General features: G+C 59.6%; 26 protein-coding genes and 2 pseudogenes. 15 read left to right on the top strand and 13 right to left on the bottom strand.

What is annotated here, in order from left to right:
* The first annotated feature begins 299 nt into the window (after positions 1-299).
* The 8 genes from NKJ90_RS09615 to NKJ90_RS09580 all read left to right on the top strand — a co-directional run bounded on the left by NKJ90_RS09615 (position 300) and on the right by NKJ90_RS09580 (position 5,348).
* Positions 300-1,091, top strand: coding sequence for an alpha/beta fold hydrolase (locus NKJ90_RS09615; protein WP_352485992.1), 792 nt, complete (start codon positions 300-302; stop codon positions 1,089-1,091).
* Between the two features lie 59 nt (positions 1,092-1,150).
* Positions 1,151-1,909 (top strand): SDR family oxidoreductase, encoded by a 759-nt coding sequence (locus tag NKJ90_RS09610; RefSeq protein WP_352485991.1) that lies wholly within the window; start codon positions 1,151-1,153, stop codon positions 1,907-1,909.
* Positions 1,910-1,990: 81 nt separating this feature from the next.
* Entirely contained in the window at positions 1,991-2,389 is a 399-nt protein-coding gene (locus tag NKJ90_RS09605; protein WP_352485990.1) for a cupin domain-containing protein, read from the top strand.
* Positions 2,390-2,429: 40 nt separating this feature from the next.
* On the top strand, positions 2,430-3,077 hold the full coding sequence (locus tag NKJ90_RS09600; protein ID WP_352485989.1) for an HD domain-containing protein: 648 nt from the start codon (positions 2,430-2,432) through the stop codon (positions 3,075-3,077).
* Positions 3,078-3,136: 59 nt separating this feature from the next.
* A complete protein-coding gene (locus NKJ90_RS09595; protein ID WP_352485988.1) occupies positions 3,137-3,574 on the top strand; it encodes a CBS domain-containing protein in 438 nt (145 codons plus the stop codon).
* A gap of 217 nt (positions 3,575-3,791) precedes the next feature.
* Positions 3,792-4,526, top strand: a complete 735-nt coding sequence (locus tag NKJ90_RS09590; protein ID WP_352485987.1) for a sensor histidine kinase — start codon at positions 3,792-3,794, stop codon at positions 4,524-4,526.
* A gap of 73 nt (positions 4,527-4,599) precedes the next feature.
* The gene (locus tag NKJ90_RS09585; protein ID WP_352485986.1) at positions 4,600-4,881 is read left to right on the top strand and encodes a GNAT family N-acetyltransferase; all 282 of its coding nucleotides are present in this window, start codon (positions 4,600-4,602) and stop codon (positions 4,879-4,881) included.
* A gap of 35 nt (positions 4,882-4,916) precedes the next feature.
* Positions 4,917-5,348, top strand: coding sequence for a DUF1810 domain-containing protein (locus tag NKJ90_RS09580; RefSeq protein WP_352485985.1), 432 nt, complete (start codon positions 4,917-4,919; stop codon positions 5,346-5,348).
* A gap of 95 nt (positions 5,349-5,443) precedes the next feature.
* Here NKJ90_RS09580 and NKJ90_RS09575 read toward each other — a convergent pair whose 3' ends face one another.
* From NKJ90_RS09575 to petA, 4 genes are read right to left on the bottom strand one after another with little or no spacing between them, the layout of a single operon-like run.
* Entirely contained in the window at positions 5,444-6,352 is a 909-nt protein-coding gene (locus tag NKJ90_RS09575; protein WP_352485984.1) for a pirin family protein, read from the bottom strand.
* Positions 6,349-7,896: a mechanosensitive ion channel family protein gene (locus tag NKJ90_RS09570; RefSeq protein WP_352485983.1), complete on the bottom strand. Its 1,548-nt coding sequence runs from the start codon at positions 7,894-7,896 to the stop codon at positions 6,349-6,351. Before NKJ90_RS09570 ends, NKJ90_RS09575 begins: the two co-directional genes overlap by 4 nt.
* A gap of 31 nt (positions 7,897-7,927) precedes the next feature.
* The gene (locus NKJ90_RS09565; RefSeq protein WP_352485982.1) at positions 7,928-9,229 is read right to left on the bottom strand and encodes a cytochrome b; all 1,302 of its coding nucleotides are present in this window, start codon (positions 9,227-9,229) and stop codon (positions 7,928-7,930) included.
* A 17-nt stretch (positions 9,230-9,246) separates the two neighbouring features.
* Positions 9,247-9,729: a ubiquinol-cytochrome c reductase iron-sulfur subunit gene (petA, locus tag NKJ90_RS09560; RefSeq protein WP_502904896.1), complete on the bottom strand. Its 483-nt coding sequence runs from the start codon at positions 9,727-9,729 to the stop codon at positions 9,247-9,249.
* A 695-nt stretch (positions 9,730-10,424) separates the two neighbouring features.
* Here petA and NKJ90_RS09555 point away from each other — a divergent pair.
* The 6 genes and pseudogenes from NKJ90_RS09555 (at position 10,425) to NKJ90_RS09530 (ending at position 14,534) form a co-directional block, all read left to right on the top strand.
* The gene (locus tag NKJ90_RS09555; protein ID WP_352486080.1) at positions 10,425-10,673 is read left to right on the top strand and encodes a hypothetical protein; all 249 of its coding nucleotides are present in this window, start codon (positions 10,425-10,427) and stop codon (positions 10,671-10,673) included.
* A 240-nt stretch (positions 10,674-10,913) separates the two neighbouring features.
* A pseudogene (locus NKJ90_RS09550) lies at positions 10,914-11,260 on the top strand (DUF3788 domain-containing protein); the annotation flags it as partial.
* A 74-nt stretch (positions 11,261-11,334) separates the two neighbouring features.
* On the top strand, positions 11,335-12,252 hold the full coding sequence (locus tag NKJ90_RS09545; protein WP_352485981.1) for an NADP-dependent oxidoreductase: 918 nt from the start codon (positions 11,335-11,337) through the stop codon (positions 12,250-12,252).
* A gap of 595 nt (positions 12,253-12,847) precedes the next feature.
* Complete coding sequence (locus tag NKJ90_RS09540) at positions 12,848-13,606, top strand: SDR family oxidoreductase (protein ID WP_352485980.1); 759 nt, start codon at positions 12,848-12,850, stop codon at positions 13,604-13,606.
* A gap of 121 nt (positions 13,607-13,727) precedes the next feature.
* Positions 13,728-14,003 carry a hypothetical protein gene (locus NKJ90_RS09535; RefSeq protein ID WP_352485979.1) on the top strand — a complete coding sequence of 92 codons (276 nt, stop codon included), beginning with the start codon at positions 13,728-13,730 and terminating at the stop codon, positions 14,001-14,003.
* Positions 14,004-14,123: 120 nt separating this feature from the next.
* Positions 14,124-14,534, top strand: coding sequence for a cupin domain-containing protein (locus tag NKJ90_RS09530; protein WP_352485978.1), 411 nt, complete (start codon positions 14,124-14,126; stop codon positions 14,532-14,534).
* 245 nt (positions 14,535-14,779) lie between these two features.
* On the opposite strand, the gene NKJ90_RS09525 is transcribed toward NKJ90_RS09530, so the two are convergent.
* The 9 genes and pseudogenes from NKJ90_RS09525 to NKJ90_RS09485 all read right to left on the bottom strand — a co-directional run bounded on the left by NKJ90_RS09525 (position 14,780) and on the right by NKJ90_RS09485 (position 19,188).
* The gene (locus NKJ90_RS09525) at positions 14,780-15,055 is read right to left on the bottom strand and encodes a PAS domain-containing protein (protein WP_352485977.1); all 276 of its coding nucleotides are present in this window, start codon (positions 15,053-15,055) and stop codon (positions 14,780-14,782) included.
* Between the two features lie 19 nt (positions 15,056-15,074).
* Positions 15,075-15,218, bottom strand: coding sequence for a hypothetical protein (locus tag NKJ90_RS09520; RefSeq protein WP_352485976.1), 144 nt, complete (start codon positions 15,216-15,218; stop codon positions 15,075-15,077).
* Positions 15,215-15,529, bottom strand: coding sequence for a PAS domain-containing protein (locus NKJ90_RS09515; protein ID WP_352485975.1), 315 nt, complete (start codon positions 15,527-15,529; stop codon positions 15,215-15,217). The genes NKJ90_RS09520 and NKJ90_RS09515 overlap by 4 nt, the downstream gene beginning before the upstream one ends.
* 158 nt (positions 15,530-15,687) lie before the next feature.
* Positions 15,688-15,930, bottom strand: a complete 243-nt coding sequence (locus NKJ90_RS09510; protein ID WP_352485974.1) for a hypothetical protein — start codon at positions 15,928-15,930, stop codon at positions 15,688-15,690.
* Positions 15,931-16,085: 155 nt separating this feature from the next.
* Positions 16,086-16,190 (bottom strand): hypothetical protein, encoded by a 105-nt coding sequence (locus tag NKJ90_RS09505; RefSeq protein ID WP_502904899.1) that lies wholly within the window; start codon positions 16,188-16,190, stop codon positions 16,086-16,088.
* A 296-nt stretch (positions 16,191-16,486) separates the two neighbouring features.
* Entirely contained in the window at positions 16,487-16,843 is a 357-nt protein-coding gene (locus tag NKJ90_RS09500) for an SPW repeat protein (RefSeq protein WP_502904895.1), read from the bottom strand.
* 342 nt (positions 16,844-17,185) lie between these two features.
* Positions 17,186-18,371, bottom strand: a pseudogene (locus NKJ90_RS09495) (ABC transporter ATP-binding protein/permease); the annotation flags it as partial.
* A 178-nt stretch (positions 18,372-18,549) separates the two neighbouring features.
* Complete coding sequence (locus NKJ90_RS09490) at positions 18,550-18,717, bottom strand: hypothetical protein (RefSeq protein ID WP_352485973.1); 168 nt, start codon at positions 18,715-18,717, stop codon at positions 18,550-18,552.
* Positions 18,718-19,050: 333 nt separating this feature from the next.
* Positions 19,051-19,188 (bottom strand): hypothetical protein, encoded by a 138-nt coding sequence (locus NKJ90_RS09485; RefSeq protein WP_352485972.1) that lies wholly within the window; start codon positions 19,186-19,188, stop codon positions 19,051-19,053.
* Between the two features lie 40 nt (positions 19,189-19,228).
* On the opposite strand from NKJ90_RS09485, the gene NKJ90_RS09480 reads away from it, so the two are divergent.
* Positions 19,229-19,813 (top strand): glutathione binding-like protein, encoded by a 585-nt coding sequence (locus NKJ90_RS09480; RefSeq protein ID WP_352485971.1) that lies wholly within the window; start codon positions 19,229-19,231, stop codon positions 19,811-19,813.
* Positions 19,814-20,172 lie beyond the last annotated feature (359 nt).

Genomic DNA, 20,172 nt, shown 5'->3' with positions numbered 1-20,172 from the left:
GATGCAAGCCGAAGGGCAGGGACAATGTCGTTGACGGGAGCGCAGTGCGCTGAACATTCGTCGGAGCGAAGTGGTGTTTGGAAGCAGCCACTTGCATGGATCTTTATTGGCCGCCGCCCCGGCAACATTCCAGCGCTGCCGGCCATCCGCTGAAGCATGCCACCGGTCACCTGATCTCAGCGATGACCTACCCTGGACCTTGGCATCACATGACTGACCATTCCGCATAATAGGTCGGCGCGCCGGGTCGGCGCATTCTTCTGCGCATAGGTCATGAAAGGCCGGCAAAGGAGAAAGCAATGTCGAACATTACCAGGATCCTGGCGCTCGCAGCGGCGATTGCCTTATCGAGCACCGCGATGGCGCAGCCGGTCGGCCCAAAGGCCAAGCCGACGGTCGTGCTGGTGCACGGCGCCTTCGCCGAGTCGTCGAGCTGGGATGCGGTCATCACCAAACTCAACAGGGACGGCTATATAGCCAAGGCCGCAGCCAATCCGCTCCGCGGCGTCGCCAGAGATGCCTCGGCAGTCTCGGCCATCCTCCGGTCGATCCCCGGGCCGGTCGTTCTGGTGGGGCATTCCTATGGCGGGCCAGTCATCACCGAGGCCGCCAACGGCAATGCCAACGTAAAGGCGCTGGTCTATGTGGCTGGGTTCGCGCCGGAGACCGGTGAATCGAGCCTGACGCTTTCTGGCATGTTTCCCGGCAGCACTTTGGCGAGCGCGCTTGCTCCAGTCGCGTTGCCGGGCGGCGGCCAGGATCTCTTCATCCAGGCCGACAAGTTCCGCGCCCAGTTCGCCGCCGATGTCCCGGAAGAACAGGCGTCGCTAATGGCCGCCACTCAACGCCCCGTCGCACAGGCAGCTCTGGCTGAGGCCTCGGGCGTTGCCTCATGGAAGACGCTGCCGTCCTACATGATCTACGGCACGGATGATCGAAATATCCCCGCAGCCGTCATGGGCTTCATGGCCAAGCGCGCGCATGCCGTAAAAACCGTCGTCGTCGAGGGTGCTTCCCACGCCCTCATGGTCTCGCATCCCGACGAGGTCACGTCTCTTATCGAGGATGCTGCTGCATCGGCCAGTCAGTAACTGGCTGAAAACGCCTGCGTCAACAGCGCAAAACAACACGCCCAACCAGGAGATTGGAAATGAAAATCGTCGTCATCGGCGGAACCGGGCTGATCGGTTCGAAGACTGTGGAACGACTGCGGAAAAAGGGGCACGACGTGCTTGCGGCGTCGCCGAATTCCGGAGTGAACACCGTCACGGGAGAAGGAGTGGCGGCCGCCCTTGCCGGGGCGCAGGTCGTCGTCGATCTTGCGAACTCGCCGTCGTTCGAGGAAAAGGCCGCGCTGGAATTCTTCGCGGCGTCCGGGCGTAATCTTCTTGCAGCCGAAGCCGCCGCCGGCGTCCGTCATCACGTGGCATTGTCAGTCGTCGGCACCGACCGGCTGCAGGGCATGGGCTATTTCCGCGGAAAATTGCTCCAGGAAAAACTGATCAAGGAATCCGGAATCCCATACACGATCGTCCACGCCACCCAATTCTTCGAATTCACGGCCGCCATCGCAAACACCGGCGCCGTCGGCGATACCATCCATATGTCACCGGCGTACTTCCAACCCATGGCGGCCGATGATGTCGCCGATGCAATGGCGGATGTCGCGCTTGCCACGCCGTTGAACGGCACGACCGAAATCGCCGGCCCGGAGCGCGTTCGCATGAGCGAACTCGTGGGTCGCTTTTTGAAGGCCACCAACGACCCCCGCAAAGTCGTCGCGGATCCTGGTGCTCTCTACTACGGTCAAGTGGCAATCGACGATCGAACGCTTGTCCCCGGCGAGAACGCGCGCATCGGCGCCGTGCATTTCGATGAATGGCTCAGCCGGTACACGCCGCCGAAATAGACAAACAAAAGCTAACGCCGGTCTTGTGACCAATCGGATCGGCGTTCCCCAGCCATGCATATTCCAACAAGGAGACCAGACATGATCAAGACACTTCTATGCGCAGCGCTCATTGCGACTTCCGTCACCGCGGCGAGAGCCGATGACGCGGACGTAAAGCTTGTCTACGACCAGGCTCTTCCAAACGTGCCCGGCAAGAGCATGAAAGCGGTGCTCGTCGAGTACGCACCGGGCGGTACATCGCCGGCGCATACCCATCCCAAATCCGCGTTCATCTACGCGACGGTGCTGGAGGGGGCAATCCGGAGCCAGGTCAATGATGGACCGGTGAAGACCTATCGTGCCGGCGAAAGTTTCTCGGAATTTCCCGGCGACCGTCACGCGGTCAGCGAAAACGCCAGCAAGACGGAACGCGCCCGCCTGCTTGCGATCTTCGTTGTCGATACCAACGAGAAGAACCTGACGACATACTCGAAATGAAGTCGGGCTAGTCGTCGGGCGTAAAGGGAAGGTCACCGACATGGATGCGATCGCCAGGCGCACGCTTGCAGGGGTTTCGGTCCCCGACACGCCGATTGTTGGCCGAGCGATCGAATATGCTCGTCAGCGATGTGAACCCTACTTGTTCAATCACGTGGTCCGATCCTGGCTTTTCGCGGCGCGGATCGGACAGATTCAGAATGTCGAGCACGACGCGGAAGTTGTCGCTGTCGGAACCTTGTTGCATGACATCACGCTCAATGAGCACTTTGCCGGGCCGCGCCGTTTCGAAGTGGAAGGCGCCGACCTGGCTCGAACCTTCGTCCGGGACGGCGGCTTCGACGAACGTCGCGCTCAACTGATCTGGGACAGCGTCGCCCTCAACTCGACCCCGTCGATCGGCCTCTACAAGGAGGCCGAGGTGGCGCTGTGCACAGCCGGCATCTGCCTCGATGTCGTCGGCTTGCAATATAAGCTCATCGCTTCCGCCGAGATGGCAAGGATCGTCGGCGAATTCCCGCGACTCGGAATGAAGCGGCGGATGACGCGATGCTTTTGCCAGATCGCGAATGTCAGTCCCGAAACCACCTACGACAACTTTGCCCGGGATTTCGGCGAACGCTTTGTCCCCGGCTACAGGGCTCCTTCGGCAGTCGATTCCGTGATGAACGCTCCCTTCCAGGAGTGAGGAAAACATCGAACCCCAACCTCCCGGCTGTGGCCGCGAGGCGCTTTCAGGAGGGCGTCATGCGCATTGACAGTCTGCATCCAATAACGTCGGCCCGCCTCTCAGTGATCGATGTCGACGCTCCGCTTCGCGGTGCCGCACTCTCGCTTTCCAAACCAGCAACAGGCCTGGTCGTCGTTTGCTACGGCAACGGGCAGGCGGCAGGTGTGCTGAGCAAGTCCGATATCATCCGCCATCTGGCCAATTCAGGGCCAACAGAAGCGCCCGTTGCTACGTTGATGAGCCGATCCATCGTCTCCTGCGGTCCCGACGACGACGTCCATTCAGTCTGGCAGACGATGGCCGCGCGAGGCCTTCAGAATGTGCCGGTACTTGGGGCGGACCAGAAGCCGATAGGCGTGCTTGATATCCGTGATGCAATGAAGGCGCTCTTCGATCAAGAGGAGCTCCAGGAGCACCTCTTGGCCAACTACATCGGCGGGATCGGCTACCAGTGATGCAGGAGCAAGGCACCGGGCCGGGCCACAGCAAGCCCACTCCGGGCGATGCCTTTGTTCCTCGTGCTCGTCAACATGATTGCTGGGCCCTGCGACGCGATAGCACGACATATACCGCGGTATTGCTCGCCCTCTTCCTCGACCCAATCGACCACAGATGCCCTTCATTTAAGCTTCTTCCAGCAACCAAGAGTCGACCGAGCAACCGGGGAATGGAATGTCACGCTCAGAACTAAAGGAAGATGTCTTCGACCGGCCTGCCGATGTTCCGCGAACCGGCCTACCCGTGCAGATATCGACCGCCGGCATTGTTCATGACCTTGGCAATCTCATCCAGGTCGCCTCATCGGCGTTGAACCATTTGGCTCGCGACCCGAACCTCTCGGCGGCTCCAGATCTTGGGCTTGTAATTGCCGGCGCCAAAACGGCCTTGGAACGAGCTGGCGGCCTTGTCAGGCAGACCATCGGCGTAGCCCGAGATATCCACGCCGAAATCGAGCATGCGGACGTGGGCGCCTGCCTGGCTGAGATCGAATCCGTCGTTCGAAGCGCTTGGGGTGCCAATTTGCGCCTCGAGGTTCGGGTCGGCTCCGATCTGCCTCGGGTAAAGGGCGATCCGATTGGGCTTCAAAATGCGGTTCTGAATCTTCTGTTCAATGCACGCGATGCAATGCCTGACGGCGGCCTGATCTCGATCGATGCCTCCTTGGCGCCCGAAAGTTCCACAGGTGGTCGGATAGATGTTCGTGTCGCCGACAATGGAATTGGAATGACCAGCGAAACTATGGTGCGCGCATTCGATCCTTTCTTCACCACGAAAGGTGGAGGCCTCGGCGGCGTTGGGCTGCCAATGGTGAAGCGCTTCGCCGAGGAGGCGGGGGGAAGTGTCGACATCGAAAGCGAGCTCGGGTCGGGCACCGCCGTGACGTTGCGGTTGCCCGCAATACGATAGAGGGCCAACGATCGACCAACCTGCCTCCGGCAACACCAATACGGACCAACCAGCGTACAATCGAGAGTTAAAGATGGATACGGAAGTCACCGAGAACACTCAACAGCATCGTTTCGAGTTGCCGATCGCCGATGAAGTGTTCGCTGCGGCCTATTACAGGATCGAGAGCGGGAGGATTGTTCTCATACACACCGAAGTCCCGTCGGAGTTTTCCGGACAGGGGATCGCAACGCGATTGGCTCAGGGTACGTTTGAGCTGCTGCGCAAAACCGGCCGCAAAGCGATCTTGAAATGTCCTTTCATGAGCCGGTTCTTCGCCAAACAGCCGGAATATGCCGATGTCGTCGACGGATAGGTACAGGCCGTTTGCGAAAAAAGGCATCATCTGAAATGAGCGACGAGTATGATTTGCAGAGGTTCGTCAGAGCGCAGGACGCTGTCTATGAAGACGCGGTAGGTATTCTGCGCCAAGGAATGATGTGCACTTCCTATATGGAGTTCATCTTCCCAAGGTTGGCTGTCAACCGAAGCGACGCTGCGCCTGCGCCATATGCGATCACATCGCTCGACGAAGCGAGCGCCTATCTCTCATCTCCGATACTGGGAGGTCGTTATCGGGTATGTATCGGGGCACTGCAACGGCTCTCCGGTTCAAGCGCTCACGCTGTCTTCGGTGATGTCGACGCGAAGAAATTACACGCCTCTCTGACGCTGTTTTCCGAAGCGAGCAACGACGAGTTCCTGCTCGAGACTATCTTTGACATGTGGTTCGACGGTTTGCTCGACGAGGACACGATGAACGAACTCAACCCGATGTCGTAGCGTCGCCAACGAGAGGCATTCTTGCGGGCGCTGGGGTGGGGAATGGCGGCAGCCAATCTGCGCACCGGTGAACTATCACTACCTCATTCCCACGCTCAGGTGTCGTCTGGCAGGGGTACGAATTCGTGCTCGCCTGGCACGCCGGGGAAGCGGCCTTCGCGCCAATCCATCTTCGCCTGCGCGATCCGTTCGGCAGAAGAGGAAACGAAGTTCCAGTAGATGTGACGTGGTTCTGAAAGCGGCTCGCCCCCAATCAGCATCAGTCTTGCCGCATGAAAGGCAGGCGCCTGGAGCACGATCTCGGTGCCGGGCGCCAGAGCTATCAAATCGGCCTCATGGAACGTTCCGTCCTGGCCGACAATCCCAACCTCGCCGGCGGCAACGTAGATCGCGCGCTCGACATGTTCGGGTTTCACCTGGTATCGCGCGCCGCTCGTCAGCACAATTTCGGCATAGACCGTGTCGGAGAAGGTCCTTACCGGCGAGACCAGGCCGTCGGATGCGCCAGCGATCAAAGTGAACTCGACCCCGTCGGCACAGATCCTCGGGATTTCGGCAGCGCCGTAATGCGCAAGGCTGGGCGCAATTTCTTCGTATCGGGAGGGAAGGGCCATCCACGCCTGAGCGCCGAAGAGATTGCCCCCCGACGCTCGGACTTCTGGCGGCGTGCGCTCGGAATGGACGATGCCCGACCCGGCCGTCATCCAGTTGACCTCCCCGGGACGGATGGTCCGCACCTCGCCGAGATTGTCCCGGTGAACGATCTCTCCATCGATCAGGTAGGTCAAAGTCGCAACGCCGATATGCGGATGCGGTCGCATGTCGAAACCGCGACCCGCGTCGAATACAGCCGGACCAAAATGCTCGAACAGGATGAAGGGCCCGATCATCAGGCGGTTCGAGGAGGGCAACAAACGCCGTACCTTCAAGCCGTCCGCGAACTCACGGACGCTCGGCTGGATGAGTGCCTCGATGCCAGCGATATCGCCTTGGCGGATGGTCATGGATCTTGATCCTTCTGTTTGACCTCTCGGCCAGGCGCTCCAGCATGCTTGAACGGAGCGGCGCGAAAGGCTGCCTGAACGGCTGTAAGGAGCGCGAACTTGGAGCTCGCGTGCTGGCGTCCTGGAATGCCGCTGTCGCCGAAGGCCGACACCCTCGTCGCCAGGATCGCGGCAAGATCTTCGGCTATTTCAGGCCTGTCGAGCAGCAGCGGCGCGATGCTTCTCTGGTCTATCTCATAAACCGCGACATGGGTCATTGCCCGCAATGTCGACTCCTCGCCGATCCCGGCGAGCAAGCCTGTCTCGCCGAAGAAGTCGCCCGGTGCGAGCCGGCCGATTTCCAGGCGGTGAGCATCGTCCTGGCCACGTTGCCGGGCGATGACGCCGGTCCGAACAATCATGAGGGACGGCAGCATTTCTCCCTGCCCTGCGATGATTTCGCCCTTGCGGTAGCGGCGGACCGAAGTCATCGCGGCAAGCGCCTCCTGCTCGGCATCCGTCAGCGCCGAGAAAATCGGTATGGACTTGATCAGTTCGATCGGGGTGAAGCTGTCAGAGGCTGCCTTATCGTCGCTTGGCCGGCTGGTCATGGCAATCGACGCCGAAAGCGGCTCAGCCAGCAGCATGCCGATTGACTTTGAATGGCGATAGATGAGATCGAAAACTTCGTTCCGAGCGCTAATTCGCTGGTCGAGACTTGCGACGCGAAACGAGAGCTCGACTTCGATTGCCGCAGCATCCAGGTTTCTGATGGCAACCGAAGGCGAAGGATCCTGGATGATCGAATTGCAACTCAGCAGGACGGACCGCATGGTATCCAGGATGATCGCCGGCATCTTCGTCGGCACCACTTTGATCGTCACGGCGAGTCCATGGCTCTCGTCTGGACCGCTGACATTCGTCACTCCGATCCTGGCGAGAAGACTGTTGGGCAGCGCGACGACATTGTGAGCTGGGGTAAGCAGGTTGGTCGACCGCCAATTGGTCTCGACAACGCGCCCTTCTGTTCCGTCGCTCAGGACAATCCAGTTTCCAAGCACGTAAGGGCGACCGAGGTTAAGCGCGATTCCTGAAAATACGTCGCCAAGCGTATTCTGGAGCGCCAGTCCCAGGATGACGGCAAATACCCCCGAGGTGGCGATCAACGTTCCGACTGGCACGGAGAAGACGAACGCCAGGATCGACAGCAGCGTTCCGGTGTAGACGATGCCGACCACGACGTCCTGCAGGAGACGTGCCTCGCGCGGCTTTCGCTCGAAGTCAAGATAGATACGAACAAATCCGATTAGCGCCCAGGCAAGGTGAACCCACCAGAGCAGCTTGACCGACCCGATCAGGATCGCTCCGCCGCTTGCCTCTCCGCCGCCCGCAGGTTCGTACGGGACAACGCGCAGGTCGAGAACAATAACCGACATGGCAAGGAAAAAGCCAAGCTGGACGATCAGCCTCGCATTGGCGAAACGTCTGGGGATGAGGGCCCAAACGACGATCCCGGCGAGGCCGATCAACACGATGTAGACCAGAGGCGAGTTCCACCAGTTCATGACGGATCCAGATCGAGCATATTCGCAATGTTCAGCGCCCTTCCGACGGATGTCGGATCTCCGGACCGGGCGCCCGCCGCTTGGCCTTGTTCTTTTCGAGGACCGCTTCGGTGATCGAATGCGGTAAAGGACGTGGTGTCTCGATCAGCCCAAGCAGCGGCATGACGATGATGAAGAATGCAAAGTAGTAAAGCGTCGCAAGCTGGGACATGACCACGTACGCGCGTTCCGCCGGCTGTGAGCCGAGCCAGCCGAGAAAGAGCGCGTCGGCCACGAATATCCAGAAGAACAGCCTGTACCAGGGCCGATAGACCGCCGAGCGCACCTTGGAGCTGTCGAGCCACGGCACCAGGAACAACACGGCGATTGAGCCGAACATCGCCAGCACGCCACCAAGTTTGGAATCGATCGGTCCGACATTGAAGGTGATGGCCCGCAGGATTGCGTAGAACGGCAGGAAGTACCATTCCGGCACGATATGCGCGGGCGTCTTCAGTGGGTTGGCCACCGTGTAGTTGTCCGGATGGCCAAGAAAGTTCGGCAGATAAAAGACGAAATAGGCAAAGAAAAACAGGAACACGATGATGCCGACCGCATCCTTGACGGTGGCGTAGGGCGTGAAGTCGACGACATCGGTTTTGGATTTCACCTCAACCCCCGTCGGATTGTTTTGGCCGACCACGTGAAGCGCCCAGATATGCAAGGTCACCACACCTGCAAGCATGAATGGCAGCAGATAATGGAGTGCAAAGAAACGGTTCAGCGTCGGACTGCCGACAGCGAAGCCGCCGAGCAACAGCTGCTGGATCCAGTCGCCGACCAGCGGGATTGCCGTGAAGAAGTTGGTGATGACGGTAGCGCCCCAGTATGACATCTGGCCCCAGGGCAGCACATAACCGATGAAGGCTGTCGCCATCATCAACAGCAGATTGGTGCAGCCGAGCACCCATAGAAACTCGCGCGGCGCCTTGTACGAACCGTAATAGAGCCCGCGGCAGATGTGGAGGTAGACGGCGATGAAGAAGAACGATGCTCCGTTCGAATGCAGGGAGCGAAGCAGCCAGCCAGAATTTACATCGCGCGTGATCTTCTCGACCGAATTGAAGGCCAGCCCCGTGTCGGGAGCGTAATGCATCGCCAGCACGACACCTGTTATGATCTGCGACGCCAACATGACCGTGAGAATGCCGCCGAACGTATAGGCGTAATTCAGGTTGCGCGGGACGGGATAAACGATGAAGGAATCATGCACCAGCCGTGGCAACGGCAGGCGGGCGTCGAACCAGCGTTCGATGCCGGTTTTCGGCACATATGTCGAATGTTTGTCGCTCATGGTAACCTGCCTATGCTTCAGCCGATACGGATCTTGGTGTCGGAAATGAACTGGAACGCCGGCACCAACATGTTCTCCGGCGCTGGACCCTTACGGACGCGTCCGGCGCTATCGTATTGAGAACCGTGGCATGGGCAGAGCCAGCCTCCGAAGTCGCCCTGCTGGCCAACCGGGATGCAGCCGCTATGCGTGCAGACCTGGACCATCACTATCCAGGCTTCCTTACCTGGCGCAGTGCGGTTTGCGTCGGTCGCCGGCGCGTCTGCGGGCAAATTGGCATTGCGGGCGATCGGATCCTTGAGCTCGGCGAGATTGACTGCCTCGCCGTCCTTCATCTCTTGCTCGGTGCGGTTGCGCACGACCACCGGCTTGCCGCGCCATTGCACGACCAGCGACATTCCCGGCGCAACTGAGGAGACGTCAACCTCGACGGCGGCCGGCGCTTCGGCGGGCAATGTGTGCTCGGCGCTGCCGGATTCGGGTTCGGAAAGGTCGGCCATGACGAGGACTCCTAGCGTTGGGAAAGCTGCTTCAGCGCGTCGGCGGCATCGAGCAAAGGCAGGACACGGCCGTGGCCTTTCGAATACGTAGCGTCGGGTTCAAATATGCCGGCCGTGGTGGGACGTGAGCCATCGTGCCTAGGGCGCGTTCGTCCAATACTTTCGGTCATGATTTACTGAGCGAAGGACTGGCCGGACTGTTGAGGAGGCCATGAATGGTCGCCGGGTTTCTGAATTCTCCGGTTAGCGTTCCTCAGATCCGGCATTGTTCACGCCGCAATCACAGAACAATCGCTCAGCCCGATCATACCTCGGCATAGGCACGTCTGGCTGTCGGTGTGATGGCCGTCCCTCCCCGGCAGATGCAAGTTTCCTGATGCAATCGTCTTGGAGGTTGCTGGCAAGGATAGCTAGCGCGATGCAGGCTTCCGCCCGGACAACAACAAATCAGCGGAATGTCATCTGCGTTCGGAAAACAAAGGCACGCACGACGAAATAGACGAGGGTTAGCGCTGCGGCGATGGCAGTTGCTGACGCCAGTTTGGGCGCACCTGCGCTGGCTGTACCTTGGTAGCAGATTCTATCGGAGTTGAGACAAATCGGGTCGTGTACTCGTGAAAGCTCATGTTGTTTCGGGGCCGCCGTCCGCAGATAGCGCATCGTCGTGCGAGCGCTCTCAGATTTGGAGACTCGATATGAAAATTGTAGTCATCGGTGGCTCACATTACATCAGAGCGAGCACTGTCAAAAAGTTACAAAGCAAGGGCCACGAGGTTGAAGCGGCGTCCACGCCCCGCGGTGCCAATACCTACATTACAGACTATCGCGATGCTGGCTACGCTGGCCAACATCTGAGGCGCCGCCTCGTGTATTTGGGATCGCTGATTCATGAACTGTGGCGCCAGGGACGCGCGTGGCGCAACAAACTTAACGCTCACTTCTAGAGTCGTGCACCCGAGTCGGTATCAATCCCAAGCGGATAGAGGCATTAGCCCCCAGTTGCTCATAGTGATCTGATCGGCAGTATTTTGTTTCGCTGCAAGTCCTCGCAGCCGATGTCGCTCCATAGCGGCAGGGAAATCGCGGTCCCAAGCGCATTCTCTTCGACTAAACTGCCGATCAGCTCTCGGCCCGGTTCGGTCGTTCCGAGATGCACGTCCGAAACGCTATCAAAGAAGTCTACCCTCGACGGTGGTAAGAACCGCGGTTGGTCCTGCGCTATAGGAAGACCAGGGCGTTCTGTACCTTGGTGCCGGAATACCGGCGGTTTTCGGCTGTCGTGGTCATGGGGGGAGCAGAACGAGAGAAGTTTGAGGAGCGGCGTTATGTCTGGCGCCCGCAATTGGTCAGGCTCTATGATGAAGCCAAAACATACATAGACGGAAAATGGCTGACGATTGCCATCTCATCGGCAGATGATCTGCATGATGTGACGGAGCTTCTGAAGATGAAGCGCCCGCCAGATGTCTCGTCGGCATCACACAGCAACTCAACATCGAGGCCGTCGCGGAGGCGTAGAACCGATAGCTAACTGCGTGAAAGATCTAAGACCTTCCACGCCTGCAATTTACCCCGAGCCAACAAATCACTGAGGAGACAATTCGCATGAAAGCGATCGTAGTGACGGATCAGGCTGCAGGAACGGTCGGGATGAAGATGGTGGAGCGGCCCGAGCCGCAGGCGGCAATAAACGATGTCGTCGTACAGGTTCATGCGGCCGGATTCGTCAACACCGAACTGGAGTGGCCTTCGACCTGGGCCGATCGAGCCTTCCGTGACCGGACGCCGTCGATCCTCGGCCATGAGCTGGCCGGTGTGGTCACTGTGCTCGGCTACGGCACCACGGGGCTTTCAATCGGTCAGCGAGCGTTCGGCCTCGCCGACTGGCATCGCGACGGCACGCTCGCCGAGTATGTCGCCATGGAGGCACGCAATCTCGCGCCACTACCCGGCGACGTCGACTTCACGGTGGGCGCGAGCCTGCCGATCTCCGGCCTGACCGCGTGGCAGGGGCTGTTCCAGCACGGCCGCCTTCAGGCGGGGCAGAGCGTTCTCGCGCATGGCGCTGCCGGTGCCGTCGGTTCGATGGTGGCGCAGCTTGCAAGGGAGGCCGGAGCCTATGTCATCGGCACCGGACGCGCCGCCGATCGCCAGAAGGCGCTCGACTTCGGTGCAAATGAATTCGTCGACCTCGGGAATGACACGCTGGAAGACGTCGGCGGTGTCGATCTGGTGTTCGATGTCATCGGCGGCGACATCCAGAAGCGGTCCGCAACTCTGGTCCGGGCCGGAGGAATGCTTGTGACAGTCGTCGGACCAACAGATATTCGACCTGCAGGTGGCCTGGCGGTTGACTTCGTCGTCGAGGCTGATCGAGCCCAGCTTTCTGAGATAGTTCAGCGGATCCGGGATGGACGACTGCGGACGAACATCGGCAAGGTATCTAGCCTGGATGATGCCGTCGCCACCTTCAACTCAACCGAGCGACGCACGGGAAAGACGGTTATCCGCGTTCGGCCGTGAGGATTCGAGGAGACTGAAGGTATTAGCAGCTCTCGCACCTGCAACTAGCGGATGGTTCCCGCGCGCGCTCCTTAGTGATCAGATGCAAACAGCGGACAGTGTGATTTCGGCTCCTGCTCTGCCGTCCGTCGGAAACCGAACCAATGGCGGGTTCCGGCGGCCACCGAAGCGCCCCGAACGGCGACAACAAGGTCGTGAGCCGAACGGCGGCTTTAACTCGTCCCTCGGCAATAACCGATCGGACAGCAAACGGCCCCAAAGCTGCCTGACCAGAATGCGCCTCAGTGCGGTCGAAGAGCAACTTGCGGCTGGCCGAAGCGGCCTCTCGGCCGATCTTAATGGTGATGGCCCCTGACCGCTCCCGGGCGGCATGCCGGCTTAGCTAGTACCTCAAGTCGCTGTCTCCCTGCTGACAAGAATCCCCATTCGACGGATGCATTCGTCCTAGACCTTCGCATCGCATGACAGATGCTTCCGGTCGATAGCCTGGACCGGCAGCCCCGGTGCACTGTCTCGAACGAAGACAAGCGATGCGCCGGCCACTTGGCCGCTCGATCAGAAATCGAACCTGAATCACGAACCGAGGAAGTACGTCATGAAGATCGTTGTTATTGGTGGAACCGGATTGATCGGCTCGAAGACAGTCGAGAGGCTGCGTAAGAAGGGTCATGATGTGCTCGCAGCGTCACCTAACGGCGGCGTCAACACGATCACCGGCGAGGGTCTCTCCGAAGCGCTTGCGGGAGCGCAGGTCGTCATCGACCTGGCGAATTCGCCCTCTTTCGAGGACAAGGCCGTTCTGGAGTTCTTCGAGACCTCTGGCCGGAACTTGCTCGCAGCAGAAAAAACCGCCGGCGTGAAGCACCACATCGCCCTTTCGATCGTGGGCGCCGAGCGTCTGCCTGATAGCGGCTACATGCGCGCCAAGATGGCCCAGGAAAGACTGATCCGAGGCTCCGCAATCCCATACACGATCGTCCACTCGACGCAGTTTTTCGAATTCCTGAGCGGCATTGCCCAGTCGGGTACTATCGGGGACATCACGAAAGTCCCGAATGCCTATTTTCAACCAATCGCGTCTGACGATGTAGCGGACATCATGACGGATGTGGCGCTTTCGCCACCGGTCAATGGCGTGATCGAGATTGCAGGCCCAGAGCCGATCCGCATGAGCGACCTCGTTGCTAGATTTCTGAAGGCAACGAACGATCCGCGTAAAGTAACAGCGGATCCCCAGGCACGCTATTTTGGCACGGAACTTAGCGATCGCTCCCTCGTGCCAGGCGACCATCCGCGCATCGGTGCAACGGACTTCGAAGACTGGTTCGGCCATGCCCAGCTCCAGCGGAACTGATCTGTGATTTGCGTGCCGCTCGACGCATCGGTTGCCTCAAGATCGGATCTCCGTTGAGCGACCAAATTAAGTTGCTTTCCAATTTAGCACGAAAGTTCAAGCAGCGTGTAAGGCAGATAAAATGACATACCGCGTAAAGAAGGAAGCGGACGCAAACGGCTACTCTGTCTTCTTTGTCTACAAAGACGAGAAATATGTCGCCGGCCCGTGGCCAAAAGACTGGCAGGCGTCGCGTTTCATCGAAACATTGACTGAGGGCCGCTACATGGCAAAAGCCGACAGAACGGCTGTAATGCGGGGCCGAAGAAGCAACGGCAAATTGGTTTTGCGCGATCAGCGCGAGAACCAATCCCCGCTTCTTTCCAGTCATAGCATTGGCCGACCCAGCGCGACATAGCTCGCCTTCATCAGGTCATAGGCTCACGCCGCTCCCCCCGGCAAGAGCCTGATCGCCGGCCGCCCCTCCCATCGGCCGGCGATCCCTTCTTCACCTCATCACAAACAAGGAACCAAAACCATGATTAAGACCATCCTCTGTACCGCTGCTCTTGCAGCTGTTTTTGTAACCGGGGCCAAGGCCGACGATTCTTCAGGCGCAAAGGTGACTATGGTCTACGACCACCAACTCCCGAATGTGCCCGGCAAGAGCATGCGTGCCGTGCTGGTTGAGTATGGGCCTGGCGGTAGCTCCCCGTCACATACTCACGCGAAGTCGGCCTTTATCTTCGCAACGGTTCTGGAAGGCGCGATCCGCAGTCAGGTCAATAACGGGCCAGTGACCACCTATCGGACTGGCGACAGTTGGTCCGAGTTCCCCGGTGATCATCACGGCGTCAGCGGAAATGCCAGCACCACCGAGCCTGCTCGATTGCTTGCCGTGTTCGTCGTCGATACGGACGACACAAACTTGACGACATTCGAAAAGTGAGGTCGACGGAAGGTAGGGCGATCTCGGAGGACCTTGATGCACATCGAACAACTCAACTGACAAAGGCGCCTTATGGTGATCGAGGCCAACTCGGCGGTGCAAGCCGCGGCGCTTTCGGTTTCGAAGCCTGGCATTGGCCTTGTCGTTGTATGCGGCGAAAACGGAGCGGCGGCTAGCGTGCTAAGCGAATCCGACCTCATCCGCCACCTCACCAGCCCGATATCGCAGGGCCCCAGCGTCCGCCCTCATGACCAGCCCAGTCGTGTCGTGCGGTCCGGGAGATGATCTCCGCTCGCGGCGCGCAGGGCGCGCGCGAGCCGCTCGTCCACCAGACGCAGTGATTCCTGCGCGCGGACCTCGTCGTCGATGTCGAAGTTGACGCCGTACCAGCGAAGGATTGTTCCGTCTTCGTCGCGCAACGGTTCGAAGCGCGAATCGATGCAGCGATATTCGCCATCCTTCCGGCACAGCCGACCTCTGTGCTGGAGTGGCTCTCCCCGGGCAAATGACTTCTGAAGCACGGCCTTGACGCCCGCCTGGTCATCCGGATGGAAACAACTCCACATGCGAGGCGAACTGCCGCGTGCCTCGCGGTTCCTCCTTGGCTGAACTGATGCCCGCCCAGTCTGCGAACAGTTTGTTGAAATAGTACGGCAATCCCGCCGGCGTCATCAGCCAGATCATCGTGGCACCGTATCGATCAGCAGCCTGAGCTCCTCTCGCTGCTGCGCAGCGCGGTCTCCGCTTTGCGCCGGTCGATGTCCTCGGTATGGCGATGACAGCCGACGATTCGCCCCCTGGTCATCGCGCGAGGCAACACCGGTATCGCGAAACCACAGATAGGTGCTATCGAGCCGGCGCAAACGCTTTTCTTCGATCATAGGCTCGCCCGTCTCTAGGCTGTGGCGCCATTGCGCCATGCTCGCCTCGACATCGTCGGTATGGACAAATCTCCGCCACCAAGAAAAGTCGTCGGCATCCATGATCTCGCGCATTTCCTTGACCGTGACGCCAATGTACCCAAGGGCTGCGGGAGTGAGAAACCGAAGGCGTCCGTCCGGACAGGCGGACCAGGCGATGCCCGGAATATCGGCAATGCCCGACCCGGCGCCCTGGTAAAGCCGGTCATAGAAGCTGATGGTCCCGAAGATTCTTACCACCAGCCAAAGTGCAAGCGCCCCGAAACAAACGCCGCGAACCGAGCAAGACCGTTCTCTGTGACGTATTCCGGCGACAGCAGGATCGCCGCTGACAGCAAGCTGGCGGCTGCTACGGCACCCAATCCCGCCTTCCAGCCCATGCAGACGCAGACAATTGCGACCACGACCAACAGGTCGGATCGCTCATGGGTTGAAAGCGTAACCAAAACGCATCCAACGCTAATCGCGGCAGCCATGGCGCGGCGCTGCCGCGATGAGGTTAGTTCCATCTGAGACCTTTTGGATGCGGTTCCCCCGGCCGACCTGTCATCGTGGCCGCGTCTACTCAGTTCGCAAAGCGCCCCGTTTTTTGCCGATTCTGCGACTGCTTTCCCGGCAGCCGAAGCCATCTTCAACTGGCACTGTAATAGGTTGGAGGCGGCTGACAATCGTTGAATGGATGTGAGACGGACCGCGCCTTTTTCTTCTTCATCATATTGGTCCGATGGACGTTCACAGTCACTTCGCTAAAACCAAGATCGACCGCAATCTCCTTTTATCGCGCCGGAGACCACGAGTCCGGGGCTGAGGAAAACGACAACTTCTCCTCAATATCTGACGGAAGCATTGAGGCCAGTGCAACACGACAAAGGATGATTAGGCATGGAGGTTTGATTGGACAGGCTAGACCTGAGTATAGGGCTCCATCTGGTTTGAGCGCAGCAGCCGCGCAGCAGCGTTGGAGGCGCCGAGGCGCAAGAGGCAAGCCGAAACTCCCCGTTGCCGCGCCGCGGCGCCCTCCGGGCAACAGAGTTAGTTGGAGCTCGAATGAGCTTGCGTCCTGCGACTTGCCACAAGTTGCGCCGCAGCTGTTGTCGCTACGCAAACCCCGACCAGGACATGCGTCCACATCGGCCCCTGCGCAGATCCGAAGCCGAGCAGAAACGGAGCGACCACCGCCCAGCACCCCAAGGTGAGGTTGGACCATTCCGTCCAGTCCCCGTACCGGTAGAGGGCCACGGCAGAGCTGCACACAATCAGCGCGCCCACGACCCCAGCGTCCCAAGCCGCAGCAGGTAGCCCGACGAACATGATTGCGGCGCAGGCCAAGCCTGCGCCGAGAATAAGGTTGGTCCATTCCAACCCCTTGCTTGGTACATCATTTCTCATTTTCATCTCCTTCTTCAGCCGTGCCACGGAGGTGGCCGGTACGCGGAGAATGGGGCAGTCCCAGGTACCCGCCAATTCTACGCAGGCACCTGTTCGTCGATGCTAAAGTCTAGGGCGGCCAGGCGCGATGATTGTAGAAGATATCGATGCGCTCGGTCGCAGCTCGTCAGGGATGTGCGATCCCCGGCGTACATGCCAAGTGGCATTCCTCCGCGCCGAGGAGCAAAGGCGTTGCCCGGCCAATAGCATTTAGCAGACCGTGTAAGTTGACGTCTGTCCTTACTCTCAAAGCAATCCGTGAGGCGAGTGTCCAGCGGCGAGAAGAGGCTGCTTGCCCTTCTATTCGGGACAGCAGGTCTCAAGTTTCTCGGGGGTCAGGCCCATCGGCATTGTCGCCGACTTCAATGGGCTTTTCCATGTCGTGCACCACGTCGGTCTTATTCAGCGCGATGCGAAAATCGGCAACACGCATCAGCGTGGCGCGCCAGTCGGCGATGCTGCCGACGTTGTTGATGAACCAGCGCAGCGAAGAATTCATCTGGTTAAACGCGCCGACTGCCACCATCAGTCCGCCGAAGCCTATCTGGCCCGAGAAATACACAGGTGCCGCGATAAGGATTGGGACCACGATGCCAATCCAGCCGTAAGTGTTGGTCACCCATGACAGGTTGATCTGGGCGGTGTAGATGCGCCGCATCGCTGCCAGCACCGCACTGAGGTCCATTTCGAGCCGTCGCTTCGCGTCGGCCTCGCCATGGTAGAGCGCGATGGCATCGACATTTTCGTTGATGCGCACCATGGAGGAGCGAAGTTCCGCTTCCCGTGTGTAACGATCACCGTCGAGATTGACCAGCGGGCGCCCCACCAGCCAACTCAGCCACGATGCTATGCCGGCATAAAGCAGCGCCGCCCACACCATGTAACCTGGTATCGCCAAGGGATAACCGCCAATGTGGAAGACGAAGCCAGAAGAAACCCGCCAAAGCACCTCAACAAAAGATGCCAGCAGGATGAACGACTGCAGCAGCCCGACCCCGAGGTCCGTCGACAGATCGGAAAGATGCGCGGCGTCTTGCTGCATGCGCTGATCGGGATTGACGCCGATAGCACCGGCATTTGTCAATCGCAACGCCCACGCCGGGTGCATCCATTGGTCGATCAGATCGAGCGTCAACGCCTCGCGCAGCTTCAGCCGGATCATCTGGTTAAGCCAGGCCTGGCTAATATTGAGCACCAGAAGGCTGCCGGCAATAAGGGCAAAGATCACAAGCTGATATAGGAGAACCGGCAAGTCGCGGCGCGCCAGCGCGTCGTAGAAGGGCTGGTTCCAGCTGTTGAGCACGACCTGGCCGATCGATGTCGCGCTAATGACTGCCACGATTCCAACCGACGTCCAGAGCAGCCAGTTGCGGACCGGCGATGCCTTCAAACCCAGATGGATGGTCGCCAATTGGTCGCCGAGGCTGCTGGCCTCGACCGAGACGGCGGCCATCTTGACACCGGAGTTGTCGTCCGCTTGGTCAACCATACATGAGGTCCATGCTTACGAAGCGGGTCACATCGGCGCCAGAGCCGTGCCGCTAACTCGGGATTGCGAGCGGGTTCGTCGCGGTTACCGTGCTAGCCAGGGTTGGGAATACCGTTTGCCGGTTGAGACGGCGGAAAGACCGAGGCCTCGCCCGGTCCTGAAATCAATGCCGTCAGGGTCAATGGCCCCAGTTGCCCCGGCCAGATTCTTCCTTGGGACCGATCGGCCTGCGGACGGTCTGCGGTACGCCGGCATTTTTGTCTGCTTTTTTGCTCGATGCCGTATGGACGGCGTCGGTCGCAGGCAACTGCGGATCGGCCGGACCCATAATGGTCATCTCCGGCATGATGATGACTCCTGGCTTTGGAAAAAACTGCTTCATTTCGTCGGCGGCACTTCGCGCAAATCCACGCTTCGGTTTTCGCGCCGCATGTCAGCTTGAAATATGCCAACCAAGGCAGGATGTGAGCCATCGTGCCAAGGGCACGCGCTTCCAATACCTTCGTCTATGGTCTCCCGAGCGAAGGAATGGTCGGACTGTCGAGCACGCCATGTCCAGGAGGGCGGGGACTCTGGTTCCACCTGACCCATTCCTGATGTGAGCTGAGACGCTCGGCGTTGAGGGTGCGGCAACCACGAACAATTGTTTCAGCTCGACCATACCTCGGCATAGGCGCGCCTAGCTGTCGGTGTCGTAGCCATCCCCACCGCCAAGTGCGAGTTCTCTGGAGCGTCGTTGGCTGCCGACGGCGTGGATGCCGCCGGCAATGATGACCGGCGCATCGCGATGAGCAGTCTCGCGCCCGACGACGGCCAAATTTTCGAAACGTCATCGAGGGTCCAGAAAGGGAAAGACCGTGAAACTCTACTATAGCCCTCTCGCCTGCAGCCTGGCCGACCACATCGCCTTGGAGGAGGCTGGTGCTTCCTTCGAGCGCGAAACCGTCAATCTCAAAACCAAGCGGACCGGCTCCGGGGAGGATTTCACCACTGTGACGCGCAAGGGGTATGTTCCGGCCCTCGTGCTGGATAGCGGGGAAACGCTGACAGAAAACATCGCCGTGCTCGATTGGGTCGCATCGCAATACCCGGCACTTGGAGTGGAAGGGCCATTGGGCCGCACGCGCGTTCTCGAAGCGCTGACCTATGTCTCGACTGAGATACACCGAAGCTTCAAACCCATGTGGCACCAAGGCAGCGATGCTGAAAAGGCCAAGGCGCGCGCGACGATTACCATGCAGCTCGGCCTGTTCGCGGACGAACTCAAGACCGACTATCTGTTCGGCGACAAACCCAGCGTCGCGGATTTCTATCTTTTCGTGATGCTGCTCTGGGCCGCCCGCTTCCAAGTCCCCGTTCCCGCGCCTCTGGATGCGCTCCGCGCCCGAATTGCGGCCCGTCCGGCCGTTCGCGCCGCGATGGTTCGCGAGGGTCTCGTCTAACTGCGAAGTTGGCCGGTTGCCCGTCCTAACGCCCCTGAGCCAAGGCATACAACAGAGGAGCTATTCATGCTTGCGTTGCTGCAGAACCTCCACCTGATCGCTGCCAAGCGCGGCGATGGGTTACGCCCCGAATTTCTAAGGATGGAGGCCGAGGCGCCACTCAGCATCGTCTTCCCACGTACAGACGCAGCCTCCTACGTTGCCCGGCAAGGGCGTCAAACTTCAGGTGGTGGCGTCACTCACGCCCGGCCGTCCTGAACGATTGCCAGGGCATGCAGCCTGGCACTGCCAAGTCGATGAATGAAGGTGATGCCAAAGCTGCGTCAAACAGCAGGGCATCCGATCTTGCCCTGGAAAGA

Origin of the sequence: Mesorhizobium sp. M0051, from assembly GCF_040323235.1 — a bacterium.
GTDB lineage: Bacteria > Pseudomonadota > Alphaproteobacteria > Rhizobiales > Rhizobiaceae > Mesorhizobium.
This window is presented reverse-complemented; position numbering and strand designations above follow the sequence as displayed.